General features: G+C 47.9%; 23 protein-coding genes and 1 riboswitch. Of the genes, 11 read left to right on the forward strand and 12 right to left on the reverse strand.

The genetic code is table 11. The features are described from left to right. The first annotated feature begins 72 nt into the window (after nt 1-72). The 7 genes from M3661_RS07470 (at nt 73) to M3661_RS07500 (ending at nt 6862) form a co-directional block, all read left to right on the forward strand. Nucleotides 73-768: a response regulator transcription factor gene (locus M3661_RS07470; protein WP_251483295.1), complete on the forward strand. Its 696-nt coding sequence runs from the start codon at nt 73-75 to the stop codon at nt 766-768. Further along, a complete protein-coding gene (locus M3661_RS07475) occupies nt 752-2134 on the forward strand; it encodes a HAMP domain-containing sensor histidine kinase (RefSeq protein ID WP_251483296.1) in 1383 nt (460 codons plus the stop codon). The genes M3661_RS07470 and M3661_RS07475 overlap by 17 nt, the downstream gene beginning before the upstream one ends. Nucleotides 2135-2329: 195 nt before the next feature. Continuing rightward, a riboswitch (TPP riboswitch) is annotated at nt 2330-2436 on the forward strand. 145 nt (nt 2437-2581) lie between these two features. Then, nucleotides 2582-3175: a Ykof family thiamine-binding protein gene (locus M3661_RS07480; RefSeq protein ID WP_251483297.1), complete on the forward strand. Its 594-nt coding sequence runs from the start codon at nt 2582-2584 to the stop codon at nt 3173-3175. A gap of 85 nt (nt 3176-3260) precedes the next feature. Further along, nucleotides 3261-3836, forward strand: coding sequence for an ECF transporter S component (locus M3661_RS07485; protein WP_251483298.1), 576 nt, complete (start codon nt 3261-3263; stop codon nt 3834-3836). 1 nt (nt 3837) lies between these two features. Further along, nucleotides 3838-5715, forward strand: a complete 1878-nt coding sequence (locus M3661_RS07490; RefSeq protein WP_251483299.1) for an ABC transporter ATP-binding protein — start codon at nt 3838-3840, stop codon at nt 5713-5715. Beyond that, nucleotides 5702-6487: an energy-coupling factor transporter transmembrane component T family protein gene (locus M3661_RS07495; protein WP_285852913.1), complete on the forward strand. Its 786-nt coding sequence runs from the start codon at nt 5702-5704 to the stop codon at nt 6485-6487. The genes M3661_RS07490 and M3661_RS07495 overlap by 14 nt, the downstream gene beginning before the upstream one ends. Before the next feature lie 87 nt (nt 6488-6574). Then, nucleotides 6575-6862, forward strand: a complete 288-nt coding sequence (locus M3661_RS07500) for a hypothetical protein (protein ID WP_021252109.1) — start codon at nt 6575-6577, stop codon at nt 6860-6862. A 122-nt stretch (nt 6863-6984) separates the two neighbouring features. On the opposite strand, the gene nrdR is transcribed toward M3661_RS07500, so the two are convergent. Continuing rightward, complete coding sequence (gene nrdR, locus M3661_RS07505; RefSeq protein ID WP_005551582.1) at nt 6985-7464, reverse strand: transcriptional regulator NrdR; 480 nt, start codon at nt 7462-7464, stop codon at nt 6985-6987. 128 nt (nt 7465-7592) lie between these two features. Between nrdR and M3661_RS07510 the strand changes: the two genes are divergently transcribed. Continuing rightward, nucleotides 7593-7814, forward strand: coding sequence for an alpha/beta-type small acid-soluble spore protein (locus tag M3661_RS07510; RefSeq protein ID WP_021252111.1), 222 nt, complete (start codon nt 7593-7595; stop codon nt 7812-7814). 67 nt (nt 7815-7881) lie between these two features. On the opposite strand, the gene M3661_RS07515 is transcribed toward M3661_RS07510, so the two are convergent. The 11 genes from M3661_RS07515 to M3661_RS07565 all read right to left on the reverse strand — a co-directional run bounded on the left by M3661_RS07515 (nt 7882) and on the right by M3661_RS07565 (nt 19440). After that, nucleotides 7882-8469 (reverse strand): lytic transglycosylase domain-containing protein, encoded by a 588-nt coding sequence (locus tag M3661_RS07515; protein ID WP_251483300.1) that lies wholly within the window; start codon nt 8467-8469, stop codon nt 7882-7884. Then, on the reverse strand, nt 8466-9062 hold the full coding sequence (coaE, locus tag M3661_RS07520; RefSeq protein WP_251483302.1) for a dephospho-CoA kinase: 597 nt from the start codon (nt 9060-9062) through the stop codon (nt 8466-8468). Before coaE ends, M3661_RS07515 begins: the two co-directional genes overlap by 4 nt. A 29-nt stretch (nt 9063-9091) precedes the next feature. Continuing rightward, nucleotides 9092-9832: an MntP/YtaF family protein gene (locus M3661_RS07525; protein WP_065293583.1), complete on the reverse strand. Its 741-nt coding sequence runs from the start codon at nt 9830-9832 to the stop codon at nt 9092-9094. A 143-nt stretch (nt 9833-9975) separates the two neighbouring features. Further along, nucleotides 9976-10809, reverse strand: a complete 834-nt coding sequence (gene mutM, locus M3661_RS07530) for a DNA-formamidopyrimidine glycosylase (protein WP_251483304.1) — start codon at nt 10807-10809, stop codon at nt 9976-9978. A gap of 100 nt (nt 10810-10909) precedes the next feature. After that, a complete protein-coding gene (gene polA / locus M3661_RS07535; protein WP_251483306.1) occupies nt 10910-13582 on the reverse strand; it encodes a DNA polymerase I in 2673 nt (890 codons plus the stop codon). Between the two features lie 160 nt (nt 13583-13742). Beyond that, nucleotides 13743-14402 carry a phosphate signaling complex protein PhoU gene (gene phoU, locus M3661_RS07540; RefSeq protein ID WP_021252117.1) on the reverse strand — a complete coding sequence of 220 codons (660 nt, stop codon included), beginning with the start codon at nt 14400-14402 and terminating at the stop codon, nt 13743-13745. A gap of 33 nt (nt 14403-14435) precedes the next feature. Continuing rightward, nucleotides 14436-15209: a phosphate ABC transporter ATP-binding protein PstB gene (pstB, locus tag M3661_RS07545; RefSeq protein WP_021259694.1), complete on the reverse strand. Its 774-nt coding sequence runs from the start codon at nt 15207-15209 to the stop codon at nt 14436-14438. Nucleotides 15210-15221: 12 nt separating this feature from the next. Further along, on the reverse strand, nt 15222-16097 hold the full coding sequence (gene pstA, locus M3661_RS07550; RefSeq protein ID WP_028533817.1) for a phosphate ABC transporter permease PstA: 876 nt from the start codon (nt 16095-16097) through the stop codon (nt 15222-15224). Nucleotides 16098-16101: 4 nt separating this feature from the next. Further along, on the reverse strand, nt 16102-17028 hold the full coding sequence (pstC, locus tag M3661_RS07555) for a phosphate ABC transporter permease subunit PstC (protein ID WP_021252120.1): 927 nt from the start codon (nt 17026-17028) through the stop codon (nt 16102-16104). A 148-nt stretch (nt 17029-17176) separates the two neighbouring features. Continuing rightward, on the reverse strand, nt 17177-18181 hold the full coding sequence (locus M3661_RS07560) for a PstS family phosphate ABC transporter substrate-binding protein (RefSeq protein WP_028533816.1): 1005 nt from the start codon (nt 18179-18181) through the stop codon (nt 17177-17179). A 131-nt stretch (nt 18182-18312) separates the two neighbouring features. Further along, nucleotides 18313-19440, reverse strand: a complete 1128-nt coding sequence (locus tag M3661_RS07565; protein WP_251483308.1) for a methyl-accepting chemotaxis protein — start codon at nt 19438-19440, stop codon at nt 18313-18315. A 408-nt stretch (nt 19441-19848) separates the two neighbouring features. Between M3661_RS07565 and M3661_RS07570 the strand changes: the two genes are divergently transcribed. The 3 genes from M3661_RS07570 to cydS all read left to right on the forward strand — a co-directional run bounded on the left by M3661_RS07570 (nt 19849) and on the right by cydS (nt 22462). Further along, nucleotides 19849-21210: a cytochrome ubiquinol oxidase subunit I gene (locus M3661_RS07570; protein ID WP_251483316.1), complete on the forward strand. Its 1362-nt coding sequence runs from the start codon at nt 19849-19851 to the stop codon at nt 21208-21210. Continuing rightward, entirely contained in the window at nt 21207-22259 is a 1053-nt protein-coding gene (locus M3661_RS07575) for a cytochrome d ubiquinol oxidase subunit II (protein WP_251483323.1), read from the forward strand. The genes M3661_RS07570 and M3661_RS07575 overlap by 4 nt, the downstream gene beginning before the upstream one ends. Nucleotides 22260-22357: 98 nt before the next feature. Beyond that, entirely contained in the window at nt 22358-22462 is a 105-nt protein-coding gene (cydS, locus tag M3661_RS30675) for a cytochrome bd oxidase small subunit CydS family protein (protein WP_394358340.1), read from the forward strand. Nucleotides 22463-22580 lie beyond the last annotated feature (118 nt).

The following is a 22580-nucleotide window of genomic DNA, read 5'->3' on the forward strand; positions in this document are numbered from 1 at the left end:
CTCCCGATCCATCTGCGCTTAGCCGCAAGTGAATCGGGAGTTATTGTTGCATACATAGAGGTGGAACAACAAATGAAAACCATACTTATTATTGATGATGAAGCCGAAATTCGGGAACTGCTGACCATCTATTTAACCAACCACGGCTATGCCACGATTACAGCCGGGAACGGTGCCGAAGCGATGACCATCTTGCAGGAGCAGTCCATCGATTTGGTCATAGCCGATATTATGATGCCGCAAATGGATGGCTTGGAATTACTCAAAAAAACACGGCAGAATTCGCAAATTCCGTTTCTCTTTATTTCTGCCAAGTCTGACGATATGGATAAAATCTACGGCTTGCAGCTAGGGGCGGACGATTACGTGGGCAAGCCCTTCAACCCACTGGAAGTCGTCAGCCGCGTTCAAGCGCTGTTCAGGCGAATCGACTCTTTTGCCAAGGTGGATAGGCAGGAGCAGGAAGTTATCGAAATCGGAGATGTGAGGCTGAATACAAGGAGCTGCCAACTGTTCAAGTCCGGCATCCCAAGAGAATTGACATCATACGAATTCAAGATTGTGGAGCTTCTTATGAGAGAGGCTGGCAGAGTATTGACCAAAGCGCATATTTACGAGCAGGTGTGGGGCGAGGAATACATCGGAGACGAAAATTTAATTATGGTGTACATAAGCAAAATCCGTGAGAAAATTGAGGATAATCCGAGAAAGCCTATCCACCTCATTACGATTAGGGGGTTAGGCTACCGTTTTGAAAAAAGCAAATAATCTCTCCGGTCGACGTCCCTTGAAACGGGTATTTTTTCGAAATTATGCAGTGATCTGCGTCCTGATGATAGCAGCGATTATTGTATCTCTCCTTAGCACGAACCTATTTATGAGGCGGTATATAGATGAACTGGTCGTTGCTAAAATTAATGGAACGGATATTTATCGATACCCTTTCCATAACATTAGCGAGCATTTGCTGGACAAGTACGGCGGTTGGTTCGAAATCGTGAATGAGTCAGGCGAAATCATTTTTGTCAAAGGAAACAAAGAGGACGACATCAAGCATTACGAAGACGGTCAAATGTATGCCAAGATGGATGTAGAGCGCAACGATGATGCAATCTCCTACCATGCATACCAAGCCAAAGGGCCGAACGGCGAATCTTATGTATTGCTGTGGAAAATTCCTGAGCGCTTGTTGAAATTATCAACTGCGACAACGATCTTTGCTGCGTTATTAGCAATTTTATTATTTATCCTGCTTTACTTTTACGCCCGCTATTCGGTTAGACAAGTGAAAAAGCCGTTGCGGCAAATCTTAGAAGGCATCAAAGAGATGGAGCACTTCAATTACACGAAGCGGCTTCATTATTCAGCCGAACAGGAATTCGCGGAAATACAAGATGCGTTTAACGGCATGGCTGAACGATTGCAGCGCACTTCTGCTGAGAAGGAAGCCGCCGAGAACAATAAGCGAAACATGCTGCTGCATCTATCGCATGATTTGAAGACGCCGATTACTTCAATTTACGGTTATTCGCAGCTTCTGTTGGACAATCAGGCACTGGAAGACAAAGATACCCGCAAATATATTCAATACATTTACGATAAGTCAGCTTATATGGCCAATCTGATCAAAGATTTATTTGAACTGGCGAAGCTGGATGACAAGCATACGGAATTGAGCAAAGAGAAAGTGAACGTTACGAAATGGTTCCAGCAGCTCGTGGTGGAATTTTATCCGGAAATAGAAGAGAAGGGATTTGAGCTTGAAGCACATATCCCGGAAGAACCGCTCTATGTCAAGATGGACAAGATTCATATGAGTCGCGTCATCACCAACTTAATTAGCAATGCACTGCGATATAATCCAGCGGGAACGGTGCTCTATGTCTCATGTGCACGACAAGAAGGAAACGTTATACTGTGGATCGGAGACGACGGTATCGGCGTTCAGGAGCCGATCAAGGAACATATTTTCGAAGAATTCATCCGCGGCGATGGCCCGATTAAAGACAGTACAGGCTTAGGTCTCGCCATTTGCAAAAAAATCATAACGCTCCATGATGGCACGATTGAACTAACGCAGGATCAGTGTTACCATACCTTGTTTCAAATCACGTTGACTATTACGGAGGACTAGAGTTCCTTCACGATGTCGGGCATCACCTTCAGGCTTCGATACCACGGATCGTTTGCATGCCCGGATCTAGCCCATTGCAATATTAAGCTCCAGTTTGAAGTATTCCTTTTGGTGTTACACCCTTTACAAACGGATCATCCCGTGTATAATGAAAGCTGTCAAGCATATGAACGATGGAACAACTGCATAGTGAATTTCGAACACTAGGGGTGCTGTAACAAGCTGAGAGACAGCGGCAACGCTGTTAACCCTTATAACCCGAACTAGATAATACTAGCGTGGGGAAGTGTAGTCGACTGATTGATATAAGCTGCGGCTTCATCATGTTCGTCATTGCATGAAGCCATGTCATACCCTTGTATCCTCAAGCGTAACTGCACCGACTCACGGTGCAGTTTTTTTGTTGTCTGCTGACCACAATTTGATTCGTCAGGGAGGATATAAGTTATGAGTCAGTTATCTTGCGGTACGAGCCGCATCGTTGGTTGTCGCTTTTCCATCTATCCGATGAGCGATCGCTTTGTTGAACTTATTTTAGGAGCGTTGCGAGACACAGACATGTCTAAGGTATGGTGCCATACCGATGATGTCAGCACCTGGGTTCGTGGGCGCAGTGAACATGTATTCGATGTCGTTCAGTCAATTTTTTTACATAGCGCGGCAAGTGGAGAACATGTTGTGCTGAATGCTACGTTCTCTGTTGGCTGTCCGGGCGACACACAAGGAGATGCCTTCATGAGTACGGACGAAATTCGAATGAATGCGGAACGATATCAAGCGATTCCTCTCAAGGTCGCAGCTCATTTTGCGCTCTATCCGCTCGGAACGGCAGATTACATGGATACGATCTATGAGATCATTGGCCTTGCTAAGGAAGAAGGCACTTTCGATGAGAGCGCTCATTATGCAAGCCGCTTAGAAGGAGATGCACAGCGAGTATTTGCTACACTTGAGCATGCCTTTAATCGGGCGAGAAAATCAGACAAGTCCCATGTGGTGATGACAACTACGATGTCAGCCAACAGCCCTTCCACAAGGTAGCAGCTGAAGATAAAGAATTTCCAAAATGCAAGCTACAAACCCAACGGACTCATCCGATCATCGTTCTAAGAAAAGAGGAATGTTCATGAATTCGCGAAACAGCCAATGGAAATTACGAGATATCGTCGTTCTCAGTTCATTATCTGTTGTGTTTGCCGTCATTTATCTGCTCTTCTTGCAAATAGGCAATGTGCTTGTTGGCTTTATGGGGCCAATGGGATATGAAGTCATCTTCGGCATTTGGTTTATCGTATCGATCATCGCCACCTATATTATCCGCAAACCGGGGGCTGCGGTCATCTCAGAGACAGTCGCTGGACTGATTGAGGTATTAATCGGCAACGCCGTAGGGCCTATTTTGATTGTATCCGCCCTAATTCAAGGTTTGGGTGCCGAAGCCGTATTTGCCGCTACAAGATATCGGAATTATTCAACCAAAGTGCTCATGCTGGCTGGGGTGGGATCCGCTGTATTCAGCTTCGCATGGGGGTATTTCCGCAGCGGTTATGCGGCCTACTCTGTTGGTCTCATCATCGCGATGTTCGTCGTTCGCTGTATAAGTGGCGCACTCCTCTCGGGTCTGCTTGGCAAATGGATTGCGGACGCACTGGCCAATACAGGAGTTCTTAGAAGCTTCCCAATTGCAAAGGGGCAGCGATAACATGGCAAGCCCAGCGCTTCTCAATTCCAAGTACCCAGCACAATTGAATATACAACGTGACGTCGAGCATGGAACTCTTATTGCACTGGAAGCCACTGATCTGACACTCGCCTTCGAGACCGAAGGCGAGCCTGTCTTATCCAACATCAATGTCACCCTGCATGAGGGGGAAACCGTTCTGCTGCTAGGCCCAAGCGGCTGCGGCAAGAGCTCGCTAGCCTTCTGCCTTACCGGCCTGTATCCACATGCAATAATTAGTCTCGTCGATGGCAGTGTCCTCGTGTATGGCAAGCCAATCGAACAATACGATTCCGGTGAAGCGGCCCAGCATATCGGAATTGTATTTCAAGATTTCGAAAGTCAGTTCTGTATGCTGCGTGTAGAAGAGGAAATAGCCTTTTGCCTAGAAAATCGGGATTGTCCTCGAACTGAGATGGAATCCTTGATTCAAGAGGTATTAGAAAAGGTAGGATTACTCGCATGGCGACATGCGTATATCCACGAGCTATCGGGAGGCATGAAGCAGAAGCTGGCTCTCGCCTGCGCTCTAGCCCTTCGCGTGCACATGCTTGTATTGGATGAGCCCACATCGAATCTCGATCCGTATACAAGATACCAATTTGCTGTACTCATTTCAGAACTGGCATGCAAGGAAGGGATGGCTCTGCTCATCATTGAGCATCAATTGGACGATTGGATCGGCATGACGGATCGCCTGCTCGTGATGGATGAAGATGGAGCCCTCGTCTTTGACGGTCTTCCTGTCTCCTACTTCAAGCATCATGCATCTGAAGCCAAGTCACGTGGTATCTGGCTTCCGCAAGCGCTGGAACTGCAGCAATCCATCCGTGAGTGGTTTAATCGTAGCAACAGTAGCGATAGCAGCATCGATGACGATAGTAGTAACATTAGCGATTTCAGCAATTATGATGATCAGTTTGTTCGTCAGCGTCTCACCGCCGCAGCCCCTGCACTCACAGACGAAGATCTCTTGAAGCTGCTGCTGTCGCTGCCTGAATGCGCACAGCAGGATGTGATGCGCATCCTAACATCAGCTCAATCTAACGGTTCCCCACGGAAGCCTGAGGAAGTCTTGCAAGCGAACAACCTTGTCTATCGGCGCAAAGGGAGAGTAATCCTCGATCACGTGTCCCTTACTCTGCGCGCAGGGGAATGGGTGGCACTAGTCGGTCCGAACGGAGCTGGGAAATCTACCCTCGCCTCCCTCTTATCTGGATTGACACAGCCGGATGAAGGTCAAATCATTCTGAATGGCATGCCTCTTCATCGATATGCAGAGCGGGAGCTGAGAGCCTTCATCGGATATGTATTCCAGAATCCAGAGCATCAGTTCATTACCGATACCGTGTTCGATGAACTTGCATTCGGGATGCGCTTGCAGCTTCTGAGCGAAGAAGAAGTACAGCAGCATGTCGGAGAAGCCTTGACACGCTTCCGCTTGAACAAGGTTGCCAATGCCAATCCCTTCTCCATCAGCCAAGGGCAGAAGCGAAGACTTAGTGTCGCTTCCGTTCTTACCGACAGCCAACAGCTATTGATATGCGATGAGCCGACATATGGACAAGACGCTTATACATCCAAGCAGCTGATGGACACCCTGCAAGCACGAACCCAAGCAGGCGCAACTGTCCTGATGATCACGCATGATATGGAGTGGGTTCAGACCTATGCCGACCGAATTATCGTGCTAGATGAAGGTTCCATACGGTATGACGGCAGCCCTACCAAGCTGTGGAGGGAGCACCCTGAGCTCGTGGAGAAGTGTCATCTGCGTATGCCGATGAACTTCGCAGTGGCATCTCGCTTACTTGCACAGACGCCAGGTATCGAAGGAGGAGATCATCCTGATACTCCATGATTGGAATCCAAGCATTAAGGGGCTTGCGATCATTATAGCGGTTATTATGCTGTCGTTGACGTTCGATCCGGTTACACCGCTTGCAGCACTTGTCTACATCGTTCTATTTACATTCCTATTAGGGAACATATCATGGCGTAAATGGCTGCTTAGCTTCTGCCCCTTCCTCATTATGGGCATCGGCTACGTGTGGACGGCTCTCGTCTTCCCGCGTTCTGCCGATCCCGCTTCAAGTGCCATTCTATGGCAGTGGGGGTCGTTCATCATTACAGAGGCCACGTTCCAGCAGGCGATATCACTCGGACTCAGAGTGCTTATCTTCTCCGCCTTGTCGCTCATCTTCATCTTGACGACAGATCCTGTTCGCTTCATGCTGAGCCTGATGCAGCAGTGCAAGCTGTCGCCCAAGTGGGCATACGGTATTCTGGCAGGCTATCGCTTCCTCCCCTTCTTCAAGGAAGAACTGCGCATCATACAGGATGCCCACCGCATGCGAGGCATAGAACGGGAGCGTGGCTGGAAGAGCAAGCTGCGGGCATGGAAGCGTTATGCAATTCCACTGCTCGCTTCAGCTATCCGCAAGTCGGAGCGTGTAGCTGCCGCCATGATATCGAAGGGATTCACAGGCCGACGTGGAAGAGCTTATTATGTGAAGCTTCGAGTTACATGGAAGGATTGGGCCTTGCTCTTCCTTCTGCTAGGCGGAATCGCGTTATGCTACTACGTATCCTGGAAACTTGGGTTCGTACAATGGTATCAAGGACAATTGTGACACATTATGACACCCTTTTCGTACATCCTGCATAACATATCTAAGCACATTGTGTGTTCCGCTATTATGCGAAAAGGAGGTCTTTCTATGCCTAAAAAAATCACACCTAAGAAGATTACTTCTAAGACGTTATCCCCCCATTACTCCAAAAGTGTAAAGTTCTTGAAAAAATTCGTAAAGATAAAGGCCAAAAACGGTAACATATATACAGGCACCATCGTGAAAGTAGATAAAAAGAGAGTGTACTTAAAGGTCAACTCCGTAAAGCATGCGGGAAAAGTACACACTTCATTTTTCCCTTTCATCTTGCCGTTGGTGCTCTTCGATCTCCTTGCTATCGTGCTGCTTGACACCCGTAGACGAATTATTTTTTAACGGTCTATTCTCCCTCAAATTGTTGAGGGAGTTTTTATTTGGCAATCCGCACAGTAATAGATTGCTCTATAAAATATAACAAACCCCTCAAGCATATGTTGCTTAAGGGGTTCTGGTATGAATTATTTATCTGGATGTTCGCCAAGGGCGTTCTTCGACAGAAGATGATTCAGTTCCTTCATAAACATGCTGATATCCTTGAACTGACGATAGACCGATGCGAACCGCACATAAGCAACTTCATCTACTGGATAGAGCTGCTCCATGACGAAATCACCGATGACACGGCTGTCTACCTCCGCATGGGCGGTATCGCGCAGCTGCTTCTCGACCTCCGAAGCAATCATCTCCAGCCGTTCCACAGATACGGGACGCTTCTCACAGGCACGAATAAGTCCGCGCAGCATCTTATCCCTACTGAACTCTTCCCTGCTTCCATCCTTCTTAATAACGATGAGCGGAGTCTCCTCCACCATCTCAAATGTAGTAAAGCGTCTGCTGCACAGCTCGCACTCCCGCCTGCGGCGAATAGACTTATTGTCGTTCGCTGGACGAGAATCAAGTACCTTTGTTCCTAAGTGGTCACAATAAGGACACTTCATTTTCGTTCCTCCGTTCTACTCTTGATGTTTATCACAATTCACTTTTTAAAAAGTTACCAGTGGTTACCTGTAATGATCTTTGAAAGAATGCACACAATACAATTACCAACCGCAAGGAGGTGAATCAAATGAGCCAAAACAATCGTTCCAGCAACAACTTGGTCGTACCTCAAGCGACAGCAGCTCTTGAACAAATGAAGTTCGAGATCGCACAAGAGTTGGGCATTGCCATCCCATCTGACGGATACTATGGCAACATGGCAACTCGTGACACGGGTTCTATCGGGGGTTACATCACGAAGCGCCTTGTCCAAATCGCTGAACAATCTCTTGCAGGTCAATACAAATAATGACGGAAGAAGCGTCGGACATCATGCGCGATAACGGTATCGGCTTGTCCGATGCTTCTTCTTCATTCTACTTTATTTTCGGATAGATGTTTTTATACTTATCATAATAATGGATAACACGCTGTACGTACAACTTTGTTTCCCCATATGGAATTTGCTGCTTGGCTGTGTCATAGCTGCCGTCCCATACTTTGTTGCGAATCCATTTGTTCACATTGCCGGGACCCGCGTTGTAAGCAGCGATCGCCGCGATCCAATTCTCATTGAATTGCTTATGCAGCGATTTTAGATACCATGTTCCAATAAGAATATTGGGGTCGGCCGTATTTTTCAACTCGTCCAAAGACCAACGATTATTCATCTTCAGCTGCTCCATCGCCCATGTGGCCGTTTCCGGCATCAGCTGCATGACTCCAATCGCTCCCTTGCGAGATTCGCGCCCCGCTTGGAAGTTCGTCTCCACTCGAATGATAGCAGCCACAAGCAGAGGATCTACATCATATTGAGCTGCATATTTGCGGATCTCGTCTTCATATGCAATCGGGTACATCCATCTCCCCAGCCATTGCGACTGAACGAACAGCAAGAACAGCATGCCCACAAACAACAGCAATAGCACTCTCTTTTTGCGGAGCATTTTCATCATACGATTCATGGCAAGCCTTTCTCCGACCAGAAATGGTCGAGCTGCTTGATCGTATCTTCCAGCGAACTGCTATTGTCGATAATAATGTCCGCCAGCTCTCGCTTTTTCTCCATACTCCACTGAGCATTCAGCCTCTGTTCAGCTTCGCGCTCGCTCCAACCGTCCCGTTCCATTAGACGCTGTAATTGAACACTTTTTGGAACATACACTACCAATATCGAATCGAACATCTCGCTTAGACCTGACTCATACAGGAGCGGAATATCAACGACAACAAGACGTTCTGGATAGTCCGTCTCATATTGATGCATTTGACGCTGGATTTCCTTCCGGATAGCCGGGTGGGTGATGCTTTCTAACGCTTTGCGACTTGTCTCGTCTGCAAAGACAACCTCCCCTAATCGCTTCCGATTGAGCGTTCCGTCCGCAAGCAGCATGTCCGATCCGAAATGCACCGCAATTTGTTCCAACACGGGACTGCCAGGGAGAACGACTTCCCTGGCAATCTTATCAGCATCAACCAGCAGAGCGCCTCGCTCCACTAGTAATCGGGAGACGGTGCTCTTGCCGGAAGCAATGCCTCCGGTTAACCCGATGTTCATGCCTTCACCTCATTCTATAATAATGCCGCTTACGTCAGCAGCTTAATAATCCCCATTATAATTAACATCAGTCCTGGCACAAATGACAGCTTCCCAATCCAGCGCGCGCCTGCGAATGCAATCCCAACATGAATGCCGAATCGCAGAAATATGCCGCTGAATAAGGCAATAACAATCGCGGTCATGAGTGCAGGATAGCCTAACAGCGCGGCTCCTATACCCGCTCCAAATGCATCCAACGACAACGCTACTCCAAGCCACGCAGCCTCTATTGCACTAATGGTGCCCGAACGATCCATGTCCGCTGCGCTTGGAGTCTTCAATATTTGAATGACAACGCCCAGGCTCTTCAATTGAATGCGCACCACTTGCTTCGGCTCATCCCCCATCGGAATAGATGAAACTGAAGAGGATTGAACAACTGCTGATATATGCATCTGATCTGCTGCCGCATCTTCACTGCTTGCTATCTGATCCAACGGAGCATCCTCATCGTGCGATGAGCGAAGCAGCTGCAGGATAGCCCAACAGCCAATCCCGACAAGAATAAGTGATCCGATCCATTGAGCTACAGCAGGAGATACATACTGAATAAGCAAGTTGCCCACTTGCATCGACAGTAGAATGACCAGGCCAGAGCAGCATGCAATGACAGCAATTGAAGTCCAAGGGATGCGGAGCCGGCGCAATCCGTAGGTCATTCCTACTCCGAAGCTATCCAGACTCAATGCAAAAGCCAGGATGAACAAAGATACTGTATGAATAAGCAACTACCGTTCCCTCCCGCTAGGCAGTTCCCAAGCTAGTGCAAACTAGCGTACAACTCACAGCTTAGGAATCCCGATTTACCATATCATATGGGCAAGAGTGGATAAGAGTGCTTATTCAACTTTTCAGTTTACCTAGGTTTCCATTACTTAGAACGATGCTGGCATACCGGGCAGTAATGGGTACCCCGACCGCCGACTACTGTCTTCTCAATGATACTGCCGCATTGAACACAAGGTTGCCCTTGACGTCCATACATTTGCAGCTGATGCTGGAACATCCCCATTTCCCCTTGGCCATTCACATATGACTTGATAGAAGAGCCGCCAGCTTCAACCGCTTCCTTAAGGGTATCAATAATCGCGCGATGCAGAAGCGCGTACTCTTCGTCCGTAAGCTCATCTGCCGCACGATTCGGGTGAATGCCTGCTCTGAACAGAGCTTCATCCACATAAATATTTCCGATTCCTACTACGATGTTCTGATTCAGCAGGACTGGCTTAATAAAGCTGCGTCGTCTTCTCATCGCTTCTGCGAAGCGTTCGACGGTAAATTCCGGAGACAAGGGTTCTACTCCCAGCTTATGAAGAGGAGGCTGCTCCCATTCCTCACCTGCTGCGAATAGATGCATCGTACCGAATTGGCGGACATCCTTATAACGCAGCTCAGTACCGTCATCGAAATGGAAAATAACATGCGTATGCTTCTCAACTGGCTCATTAGCAGCATATACGCCGTAGCGTCCTTCCATACGCAGATGGGATACAAGAACAAGCCCATCCAGCAGGATCCGCAAGAACTTGCCCCTGCGTTCAACCCGTTCAATCGTGTGACCCTTCAATGCATCACAAAATTGCTCTATTTCTGACGGCCGCTGGATAATACGAGGCAGCGTAACCGTTACCCGCTCAATCCGCTTTCCAGCGACCAATGTATTTAATGTTTGTTTGACTGTTTCTACTTCCGGCAATTCCGGCATGTCCAATCACCTCTTGATATATTCATTATACCGAAAAAGCCGCTCTCATGTAGGCTTGGCGGTTATTACATCGTTCTCGCTCACCGCCTTGGCTTACGTTCTACTTCGCTTCATACCAATTCTCGCCGCTGTTTACATCTGCTCGTAGCGGAACACAGAGCTCAATAGCCGATTCCATTACTTCAGGAACAAGCTTCAACATCGTCTCCATCTCTTCATCTGGAACCTCGAATACCAATTCATCGTGTACTTGCAGCAGCATGCGGCTCTTCAGCCCCGCTTCGCGCATACGAGCATCCATCTGAACCATAGCGAGCTTAATAATATCTGCGGCCGTTCCTTGAATCGGAGTATTCATCGCCGTCCGCTCTGCGAATGAACGCAGATTGAAGTTGGAAGCATGAATATCCTTCAGGTACCGTCTGCGCTCCAGCATTGTCTTCACATAGCCGTCTTGGCGAGCGAGCTTCACGATATCTTCCATATACTGCTTAACGCCTTGGAATACAGCAAAATACTGCTCGATAAACTGCGCTGCTTCCTTGCGCGTAATATTCAAGTTCTGAGACAGTCCGTAATCACTAATCCCGTATACAATCCCGAAGTTAACCGCCTTCGCCGAACGGCGCATGTTGGCGTCAACCTGCTCAGGAGATACACCGAATACGTCCATCGCGGTCTTCGTATGAATGTCCATGTCATGCAGGAAAGCTTCCTTCAGCTTCTCGTCTCCCGAGATATGAGCCAATACACGAAGCTCAATCTGAGAGTAATCGGCAGCAACGATATGCCATCCCTTCTCCGAAGGAACAAACGCCTGACGAATCTTGCGTCCTTCCTCAAGCCGAACGGGAATATTCTGCAGGTTCGGGTATTGGCTGCTTAAACGTCCGGTCGCTGTAATGGTCTGACGGAAGTAAGTGTGGACATTGCCCGTTTCCTTGCGCACTTCCTTCAGTAATCCTTCAATATACGTCGATTGGAGCTTCGTCATTTGACGGTAATGCAGAATCAGTGGAATGATCTCGTGGTAAGGCTCCAGCTTCTCCAATACTTCCGCATCTGTGGAATATCCGGTCTTCGTCTTCTTGATGACAGGAAGTCCGAGCTTATCGAATAGAATCTCACCAAGCTGCTTCGGCGATCCAACATTAAACTCCGTACCCGCGAGCTCGTAAATACGCTTCATTGTCGTCTCAATTTGTTCTGTAAACTGCGTACCTAATTGATTCAGCGCATCTGTATCGACTTGAATGCCGGTCTTCTCCATCTGCGCCAGTACGCGAGACAATGGAAGCTCCAGGTCAAAATAAAGCCGGTTCATTTCCTGCTCCTGGAGCAATTGCTCCATCACAGGCTTCAGCTGGCGTACAAGCTTGCCCTTGCGAGCAGCGTGCAGCGCAACAGTCTCAAGTTCAGGAACCTTGAACTTGGCGCCCTTCCCGTACACTTCTTCATCCGTCGGGCTAGACGACAAGCCGTACTTCTCCGCAATCGCTTGAAGGGACAGTGCCGCATCATCCGGGTTGAGCACATAGGAAGCAAGCTGAGCATCGAATGCGGAGCCATCATAGGGAACGCCTGTCCAATGCAGCACCAATTCCGCATAATGCATATCGTAGCCGCTCTTCGGCTTCCCTTGATCCACAATCCATTCCCGCACGAACTGTGCCTCGTCAGATAGAAGCTCCTCACGGGTCATGAACCAGTTGGACTCCTCTTCCGCGATAAGGACACCAATAAGCTCTGCTTGATGTGGATTGTCTCCATGCGCTTCCACGATGATTGTATCCGCGGAAGCAATTATCTGCTTCAATCCACTGAAATCGCCATTCACGAGCTGCACGTTCAATTTATCCTCAGACAGCTCTTCATCAGCAGGTGCTGCTGCAACCGTGCCGCCCTCGATCAGCCCGATCTTCTCCATACGCTCAATAATCGACTTGAACTCAAGCTTCTGCAGCATCGGAATGGCCGTGTCCGCCTTAATGCCATGATACACCATCTCCTCATGGCTCTTCTCCAGCGGCACCTCACGGAAGATCGTTGCAAGCTTCTTGCTCATGCGTGCGTCTTCAGCATGATTAATGAGGTTCTCCTTCATCTTGCCCTTCAGCTCGTCCACATGCTCAAGCACACTCTCTACGCTGCCGAATTGATGCAGCAGCTTAAGAGCCGTCTTCTCTCCAATACCGGGCACACCCGGAATATTGTCCGAGGAATCGCCCATTAGGCCCTTCATATCAATAATTTGTAATGGCTCAATGCCATACTTCTCCTGCAAGGCTGCTGGTGTATATTTCTCAATCTCCGTCACACCCTTGCGCGTGAGCAGAATCGTAACCTGATCAGAAGTAAGCTGGAGCATGTCTTTATCCCCGCTCACAACCGCCATCTCAATTCCTTGCTCATTCGCTTCACGAGTCAAGGTACCGATAATATCATCCGCCTCGTACCCGCTCATCTCGAAATGAGGCACGCCAAGCGCATCAAGCAGCTGCTTCAAGACAGGGAACTGCTCTGACAACTCAGAAGGCGTCTTCTCCCGGCCGCCCTTATAGTCCTTGTAATCTCCATGTCTGAATGTCTCCTTGCCAGCATCAAATGCAACCAGCAAGTGGGTCGGCTTCTCTTCTTCAATAACGCGAAGAAGCATCGTCGTGAATCCGTATACAGCATTTGTATGTAATCCTTGAGCATTCGTCAGAGGAGGCATTGCAAAGAAAGCGCGGTAAATAATATTGTTGCCGTCAATAATGATCCATTTATCCATTGTTTCATGCACCTCAATCCATTCTCTACCTTCATGATAGCATAGCCAGTACTAGAAAAGAAAATGATGATATTATGGGAAAAAAATAACCGACCGGGTGATCCGCGGTCGGTTGGAGGATGGAAAATAAGATGACATATTCTTCAATAATCCCGTATGATTAATTATTCAGATCAGGGCGTTGGTTCGTCACAAGATAGACGACCGCCTCACCGATGTTAGTCGCATGGTCGGCAATCCGTTCGATGTAGCGTCCGACGAAGGTAAGCAGCATCGCCTGAGATGCATTTTGCGGATTCTCCACAACGTACGTCAACAGCTCTCGGAAGATCTGGCTGTACAACTGGTCGACGAGGTCATCGTCCTTCGCCATTTTGTAAGCAAGATTCACGTCTTCCTTAATGTAAGCTTGAATCGACTCCCTGATCATGAGCTGTACCGTCTCCGCCATGCGAGGCAAGTCGATCAACGGCTTCATGAGCGTCTGGCCTTCCATGCGCAGCACAACCTTCGCTACGTCAATCGACAGATCTCCCATCCGCTCCAGATCATTGGAGATGCGGAAGGAAACGAGAATGCGGCGCAAATCCTTCGCAACAGGCTGCTGTGTCAAAATCAACTTCGATCCCAGATCGATAATTTTCTCCTCAATGCGATTCAGCTCAGCATCCTCGGAAATGATCCGCTTGGCACGCTCGACATCCATATTCTTCAATGACTCAATTGATTCCGACAAGGCACGCTCTACCCGCGTTCCCATCTCTTCAAGCAATGTACTTAGTTCTTCTAAGGCCAAGTCGAACTCTCTCCGCTTGATCATTTGCAGCTACACTCCTTATCCTTCTTATCAAATTTAGCCGAAGCGGCCTGTAATGTAATCCTCTGTCCGCTTATCAGTTGGATTCGAGAACAACGTCTCCGTATGATCGAATTCAACGACTTCCCCGTTCAAGAAGAACACCGTCTGATCCGATACACGAGCAGCTTGATGCATATTGTGCGTAACCATAACAATCGTGTACTTATGCTTCAGCTCTTGAACAAGCTCTTCAATCTTCAGCGTAGAGATTGGATCCAAGGCCGAAGTCGCCTCATCCATCAGCAGAATGTCAGGGTTGACTGCCAATGCGCGCGCGATACAGAGACGCTGCTGCTGACCGCCAGACAAACCGAAGGCAGAGCGCTTCAAGTAATCCTTCACCTCATCCCACAGTACAGCCTGCTTCAAGCTCTGCTCAACAATCTCATCCAGCTTCGCTTTGCTGCGAATGCCATGAAGACGCGGGCCGTAAGCAATGTTGTCATAAATCGACTTGGGAAATGGGTTCGGCTGCTGGAATACCATACCTACTTTTTTGCGAAGTGTTTCCACATCAACTTCGTTGCTGTAGATATCTGTCCCGCCAATCGCAACTGTTCCTTCAATACGCGTGCCTATGATCATGTCGTTCATGCGGTTCAATGTACGAAGCAACGTAGATTTCCCGCAGCCGGACGGTCCGATGAACGCAGTGACCGCCTTCTCCGGAATCGTCATAGTGACATTTTTCAAGGCATGATACGTACCGTAGTACAAGTTTAAGTTCTTAATGTCGATTAACGTCTGTAAGGCAGTCGCTGTGCTCATGCTATCGTCTCCTTAAATATGTTTCTGATATTTATTGCGTAGAATAACCGCTGAGATATTCATAATGATAAGCAGCGCCAGAAGCACGATGATGCCTGCTGCAGCCAGCTCATGGAATGCAAGTTGTGGTCTAGATACCCAGTTGAAGATTTGAATCGGCATAACGGTAAACTGATCCATAATGCTCTCTGGCAGAAACGCAACGAAAGTCAATGCCCCAATCATAACGAGCGGTGCTGTCTCCCCGATTGCCCGGGACAATGCCAAGATAACGCCTGTCATAATACTGGAAATCGAAGACGGAAGCACAGAACGGGATACCGTCTGCCATTTCGTTGCACCGAGAGCGAATGAAGCATCCCGGCGCGCCCTAGGTACTGCACGGATGGCTTCCTGTGCAGACACGATAATAATCGGCAGCACGAGCAGCGTCATCGTAAGCGCTCCGGAGAGCAAGCTGCGTTCCAGAGCCAATCCGCGTACGAAAATTGTTAATCCCAATATCCCGTACACAATGGATGGAACCCCGGCCAACGTACTAATATTCAGTTGAATTAACCGTGTTAGCCTATTCTTCTTCGCGTATTCCTCAAGATAGATCGCCGCTCCTACGCCGAGGACGAACGAGATAGGAGCCATAATAAGCACCATGTAAATGGAACCGACAATTGCTGATTTCATCCCAGCCTTCGCAGCCATTCGCGAAGGGTAATTCGTAAATAGATCAAGGTTCAAACGAGACAATCCATCCATCATTATCTGAATCAGCAAGGCCATTAGCGCAATAATACCGATAGAAGTTGCCACCAGGAACAGGATATGAAGCACAAGGTCTACTTTCCGGCGGGTACCAATCTGTTTGCGGTTTGCATCTTGAAACATACTCATTAGCTTAGTACTCCTCCCTGAAGCGTCTTGCTACCCACAGCGCCAAAATATTAAGCAGGAACGTAATCACGAACAAGGTCATACCAACAGCAAAGATCGTTCCATACTCAATGGAGCCATGCGGTGTATCTCCCATGCTGACCTGTACAATATAAGCCGTCATCGTCTGGATGCTCTCTAGCGGATTCCAGGTCAAATGCGGTGTTGCACCTGCAGCAATCGTTACAATCATCGTCTCGCCAATTGCGCGCGAGAAGGCAAGTACAGCGGATGATACGATACCCGAGAAAGCTGCTGGAACCACAATTTTCAACGCAACCTCAAATCTTGTTGCCCCGAGTGCATATGCCCCATTTCGCAAGCTGCGCGGTACTGCCGACATCGCATCCTCAGACAAGGAAGAGACCATCGGAATAATCATAATCCCGACAACAAGACCTGCGCTTAACGCATTGAACATTCCCGTCGATGGGAAAATAAACTTCAACAACGGCGTAACGAAGGTTAGAGCAAAATAACCGTAAACAATCGTTGGGATACCAGCCAAAACTTCAAGAATCGGCTTCACAATTTTGCGAACACGAGTAGGTGCATATTCGCTCAAGTAGATTGCACTTGCAAGTCCAATCGGTATCGCAACCAGACAAGCAATAACCGTAATCATTAACGTACCACCTAGCAGCGGCAGGATGCCGAAGGACTTCGGTGATATGAGCGGGCTCCACGTTGTACCGAACAAGAATTCTGTAATCTTGACTTGCTTCAAGAAAGAGAACGTTTCAGAAAAGAGCGTGTAAACAATCCCGATGGTTGTCGCTACAGACAAAGCGGCACATAGAAATAATAAAATCGGAACAATTTTATCGGTTACATGTACTTTGCCATTTTTGAATGATATCGTCGTCTCTCGCTGCGGGAGATTACCCTGCATAGCCCTAACCTCTCTTTGCGTTCTTTTACAATTCGTTAACATTGACTTCGTGAAAATGTGATGCCTCAAACATCTGTTTTTGGAGAGACATCACATTTCACTGCTAGTATGATGCTGACTATAACCGAAATCGAAGTCAGTACTTCTCTTATTTCAACAAGTTCATTTGCTCATCATATTTTTCTTGTGGAAGTGCTACGTATCCGACTTCCTTCGCGATGTTGCCTACATTTTTCATATAGTAATCAACGAATGCTTTCACTTCTGGCTGCTCCAGCTTCTTCTTGTTCACATAGATGAAGAGCGGGCGGGACAGTGGTGCATAACTTCCATCTTTAATTGTCTCTTCAGAAGGAGCGATTGCGCCTTTGCCGCCGTCAACTGGTATTAGCTTCAGCTTGTCTTGGTTCTCTTCGTAGTAAGAGAATCCGAAGTAGCCCATAGCGTTCTTATCACCAGATACCCCTTGCACGATAGCATTCGTATCGGCACTGAATGTGATTTGCTTGTCATTGCGGCTCTCTTGTGCTTTGCCGTTGATTTCTTCAGTGAAGTAGTCGAATGTGCCGTGGTTTGTATCCGGCGAGTAGATTTTAATATCTTCTGCTGGCCATCCTGCACGAACGTCAGCCCATGTTTTTACTTTCGAGTTAGGCTCATAGATTTTCTTCAGTTCATCTGTTGTAATGTGATCCACCCAAGTGTTGTCCTTATTCACTACGATGGACAAGCCATCATAGGCCACAGACAATTCCAAGTAGTCGATCCCTTTTTCTTTTGCAGCAGCTGCTTCTTTTTCTTTGATTGGACGAGAAGCGTTGCTGATTGCTGTCTCACTATTAATGAACCGTTTGAAACCGCCGCCTGTACCTGCTGTACCAACCGATACGCGTACTTCGCCGTTCTCTTTGCCGAACTCTTCTGCAATCGCTTCTGCGATTGGATATACTGTGCTGGATCCATCTATTTCGATCGTGCCTGTCAACTTCTCAGGGCTAGTCGTTTCCTTCGCCGAATTGTTCGTTTCCGTTGTTGCCGCGTTGTTTCCTTGATTTGCAGAAGCATCATCCTTCTTGCCTCCACAAGCAGCCAATACTACTGTCAACGCTGCTACGAGCGTGAGCATCATGATTTGTTTTCCCCATTTTTTCAAGACAATCCACTCCTTTTGATTGATTCCCATGTGTTGTGTTGTAATGTATTCGTTGTTTGTCTCACATCTAGTATGTTAATGGCTGTTTGTTAAGACTGTTTGGTTTATTTGTTAACGGAATGTAAAAAAAATCAATCTTGCGCTGACATTGTCTGTAACTGTCGATTTGCCTCATTCGCTGTCACAGCCATGCGTGCTGCGTAAGCATCTACTTGATCCAATCGATTGCGATTTTCTGCTATGGCACGGAACAGTTGCTCGAACTTGGACAAGGCAGCGTTCAACCCTTCAAGCGTCGTATTCACTTCGGAATGAGCTTGATCGCCAGTTGTAATCGTCAGCGTTAAGGCTTCCATCATCTGATGGAGCGTCTCATCGATTTGCTCCGTGGCTGCCTTGGTTAACGAAGCCAACTTGCGCACCTCGGACGCAACCACCTCGAACCCGCGCCCATGTTCCCCTGCACGCGCAGCTTCAATGGATGCATTGAGCGCCAGCATATGACAAGAATCTGACCATGAGCGAATAACGCTGACGGCATCCGCCACCGCTGTTGTATGCTCTGTCAATTTCTTTGTTTGTCTTGCCTGGCTCTCCACACGTATTGACACCTGTTGAAATGCTGAAGATACCTGATCAAGCACAGTCTTTCCCGTCAATGTTTCGTCGATCATCCGATCTGCGTGCGATTTGCCATCTGCTGAAGCTTGGCGGACATGCTCTGTTTCTGTTAATATGCTGTGCAATGCTCCCCGCGTGGACGTAATAACCTCCGATTCCTTCTGCTTCGCTTCGAGTCGTATTTGATTGGATAAGGATGACAGCTGCTTGGAGGTGAGTATTCCGACATATTTGCCCCTACGTGTGACCACAATACTGTCGTACATTCGTTCCTCAGAACGGGACGCTGACATATCCAATAGTTGTTCAGTTTCAATACCGCATTCGACAATGAGTGCCTCATTATCCATTACGCGTAAAATTGGTTTTTCGTAATAAAGTGCAGGAGAGAACCGCTTGCTCATTTTTTCATGGAATCTCTCCCGCATCACAATGCCAATCGGTTCAGAATGTTCATTTCCTATGACAAGGCAGCGCAGCGAGCCATCCTCTCGAAATCGATGATCCGCTTCTTCAATGGTGGTGCTGGCAAGAATAATCGGTGCGAAATGAATGAGATCCTCATACTCTCTCTTCATTATGGATTGTCGATTCGCTTCCTCTCGTCTTGCTTCCATCTTCGTTAGCAACATCGTCATAAGCTCCCACTCCTACTCTAGTCCTGTTATCAGTCTTTAGTCCCAATGTAGCACGGTAATGTTAATGCTGCCATATTGCGTGTTTTAAGATTTTGTAAATCGACTTTTCCTCATTTTCATATCTTGATAAGACTAACTTTCACGATTTCATCATAGACATCGAAAAAACGGGCATCATTTCACTAGGAGCTTTTTCAAGGGCAAACCTATTTTTCGGGGATCGTTCTCTCGGGATAAAAGGGAGGGACTATGAATGGGATCTGATAACAACCATATTGAAAAAATAAGAAAGCAAGAAAAAATGCTTATCGTCGTCTGCTTTGTTGTTGGCGCGATCATGCTGCTGTCCTTCTTGCGAAGGCTATTCTGAACGATCGGAACTTATATTTGAAGGAGTGTTGACCTCACATGCTCACCTATGATCCGGTTATTTTCAGCCGCATACTTACCGGGCTAACACTGTTCGTACATATCGTATACGCCACTATTGGTGTCGGCATGCCGTTAATGATTGCACTTGCGGAATGGATCGGCATTAAGCGAGGCGACTCTTATTATCTGCTTATGGCACGCCGCTGGGCTCGCGGGTTCACGGTTACTGTAGCTGTAGGCGTCGTAACAGGGACATGCATCGGTCTACAATTGAGCTTGTTGTGGCCGAACTTTATGAGGGTTGCAGGACAGGCTATCGCTTTGCCTTTATTCATGGAGACATTCGCGTTCTTTGTGGAAGCCATCTTTCTTGGCATCTATTTATACACCTGGGATCGCTTCCCGAATCGCATCTATCATTTTCTTCTGCTTGTTCCGGTCGCTATAGGCTCCTCAGCCTCTGCCTTCTTCATTACGGCCGTTAACGGCTTTATGAATGCTCCACGCGGATTTGATCTGGTGAACGGGAAAATGACGAATATTGAACCCATCGTAGCGATGTTTAATCCAGCCATGCCGACGAAAGTTGGACATGTGCTCGCAACCGCCTATGTGACTTGTGCCTTCATTATGGCAGCCATCTCAGCGATGTCTCTGCTGCGCGGCCGCACTCACGCGTATTACAAAAAAGCGCTCCGCATGTCGATGGTGACCGCCCTGCTCTTCTCTGTCGCAACAGCCGTCATCGGCGACTTCTCAGGCAAGTATTTGCATGAATATCAGCCCGAGAAGCTGGCGGCAGCAGAATGGCACTTCGAGACGAAGTCCCATGCTGAGCTCGTCTTCGGCGGCATTCTTACCGAAAATAATGAGGTGAAATACGGATTTCGTATCCCATTTGCCTTGAGCATATTAGCAGGCGGCACCCCCGATACTGTCGTGAAGGGATTGAACGAAGTGCCCGTGGAGGAGAGACCTCCGCTTAAGGCATCCCACTACTTCTTCGACTCCATGGTGTTTATCGGCATGTATCTAACAGTCGTGTCCCTATGGTATGTCATCTGGTTCATGCGCAATCGCCGGCAAAGTCTGAAAAAGCCGCATAATCGACTACTGCTTAGAGCCGTTGTGCTTGGCGCTCCGCTCTCTGTGTTGGCTATCGAATTCGGATGGATGTTCGCTGAGATTGGACGGCAGCCTTGGATTCTATGGAAAGTCATGACCGTAGCCGAGGGCGCAACAACATCCAATCACGTGGATACAATGCTGTGGCTGTTCACGCTGCTCTATCTTGTCATTACAGTGACAGCCATTCGGGTGCTCATTCGCATGTTCAAGCACAACCCTGCTGAAGACGAAATTAAGGCACTTGGCTGGGAAGGAGGAGGGAAGAAATGAGTTACGAATTAGTCGGCATCACCGTTCTATGGATCTTCCTGTTCGGCTATTTGCTTGTTGCGTCCATCGACTTCGGGGCAGGATTCTTCAGTTATGTCAGCTCGGTAACGGGCAAGCGCCATATTATCCATAAGGTGATTGAGCGCTACTTGTCCCCTGTCTGGGAAGTAACGAATGTGTTCTTAGTCTTCTTCTATATCGGCTTGGTTGGGTTCTTCCCAGATTCCGCGTACTACTATGGAACAGCACTGCTCGTCCCAGGCAGTCTAGCGCTCATTCTGCTTGCCATACGAGGATCGTACTATGCCTTTAGCACATATGGGATTAAGAGTAATCGGATCTACCTGTTTCTATATGGAGTCAGTGGATGGCTTATTCCCGCTGCGCTGTCCACCGTGCTCGCGATTTCTGAAGGAGGGTATATCTCGGAGGGGGCTGACGGCAGCATTTCATTCCAGTTCCTGAGCCTGTTCACTAACATCTATCCCTATTCAGTTATCGTGCTCGCCCTGGTCAGCGTGTTGTACATTTCCGCCATGTTCCTGACGTACTATGCATCCAAAGCTGAGGATGAAGGGGCACTCAACATTGTGCGCAAATACGCCCTGATGTGGTCCGCGCCCACCATTCTAGCCAGCTTGTTCGTATTCTACGCCATTCAGGGTCATAATGCGGAGCACTTCAACAATATGGTGGATCGGGCATGGATGTTCGTTCTGTCCTTCCTGTTCTTCGTCATCGCCGTCTATTATGTATGGAGAAGACGCCGTTATGGCTTAGCGTTTCTATGTGTCATCTTACAATTCGGGTTCGCTTGGTTCGGATACGGATCGGCACATTTGCCTTATGTGCTCTACCCATACATCAATGTCTATGAGCATGTCACGAATCCGGCTATGGCCTATGCGCTGATCGTTGTATTCGTCCTTGGACTGCTCATTCTGCTGCCTTCCCTCTTCCTGCTCCTTCGCTTGTTCCTGTTCGACGCGAACTATGTGAAGGGGATCAAGAATGGCATAGGTGGACGGTCGGGCAAGAAGCACATCTAAGAGAATCAGAAGGCAATTCATGCAATGCATGCAGCGGATGAAGCGGCAGATATGTATGTCGTGCAGTGCTATGTTAAATATAAAGGAGCACAGAGCAGATGAATCAATTTTTAATCTTTTATGCCCCATTCATTATTGTTATTGCTTTCGTCATTGCCCTATTTTATTGGGGCTCACGAGACATGAATGAGGATGATATTTAGATTGCTGTCTCTCGCATCATCCATGGAGAACCTTGCCACCGTACTGGCAAGGTTCTTTTTTGTTAATGGAATTGATTAGTTACCCTACAATCGACATTATATTAACTTTTGATCTTAC

Origin of the sequence: Paenibacillus sp. MER 180 (assembly GCF_023713665.1) — a bacterium.
GTDB lineage: Bacteria > Bacillota > Bacilli > Paenibacillales > Paenibacillaceae > Paenibacillus_B > Paenibacillus_B suaedae.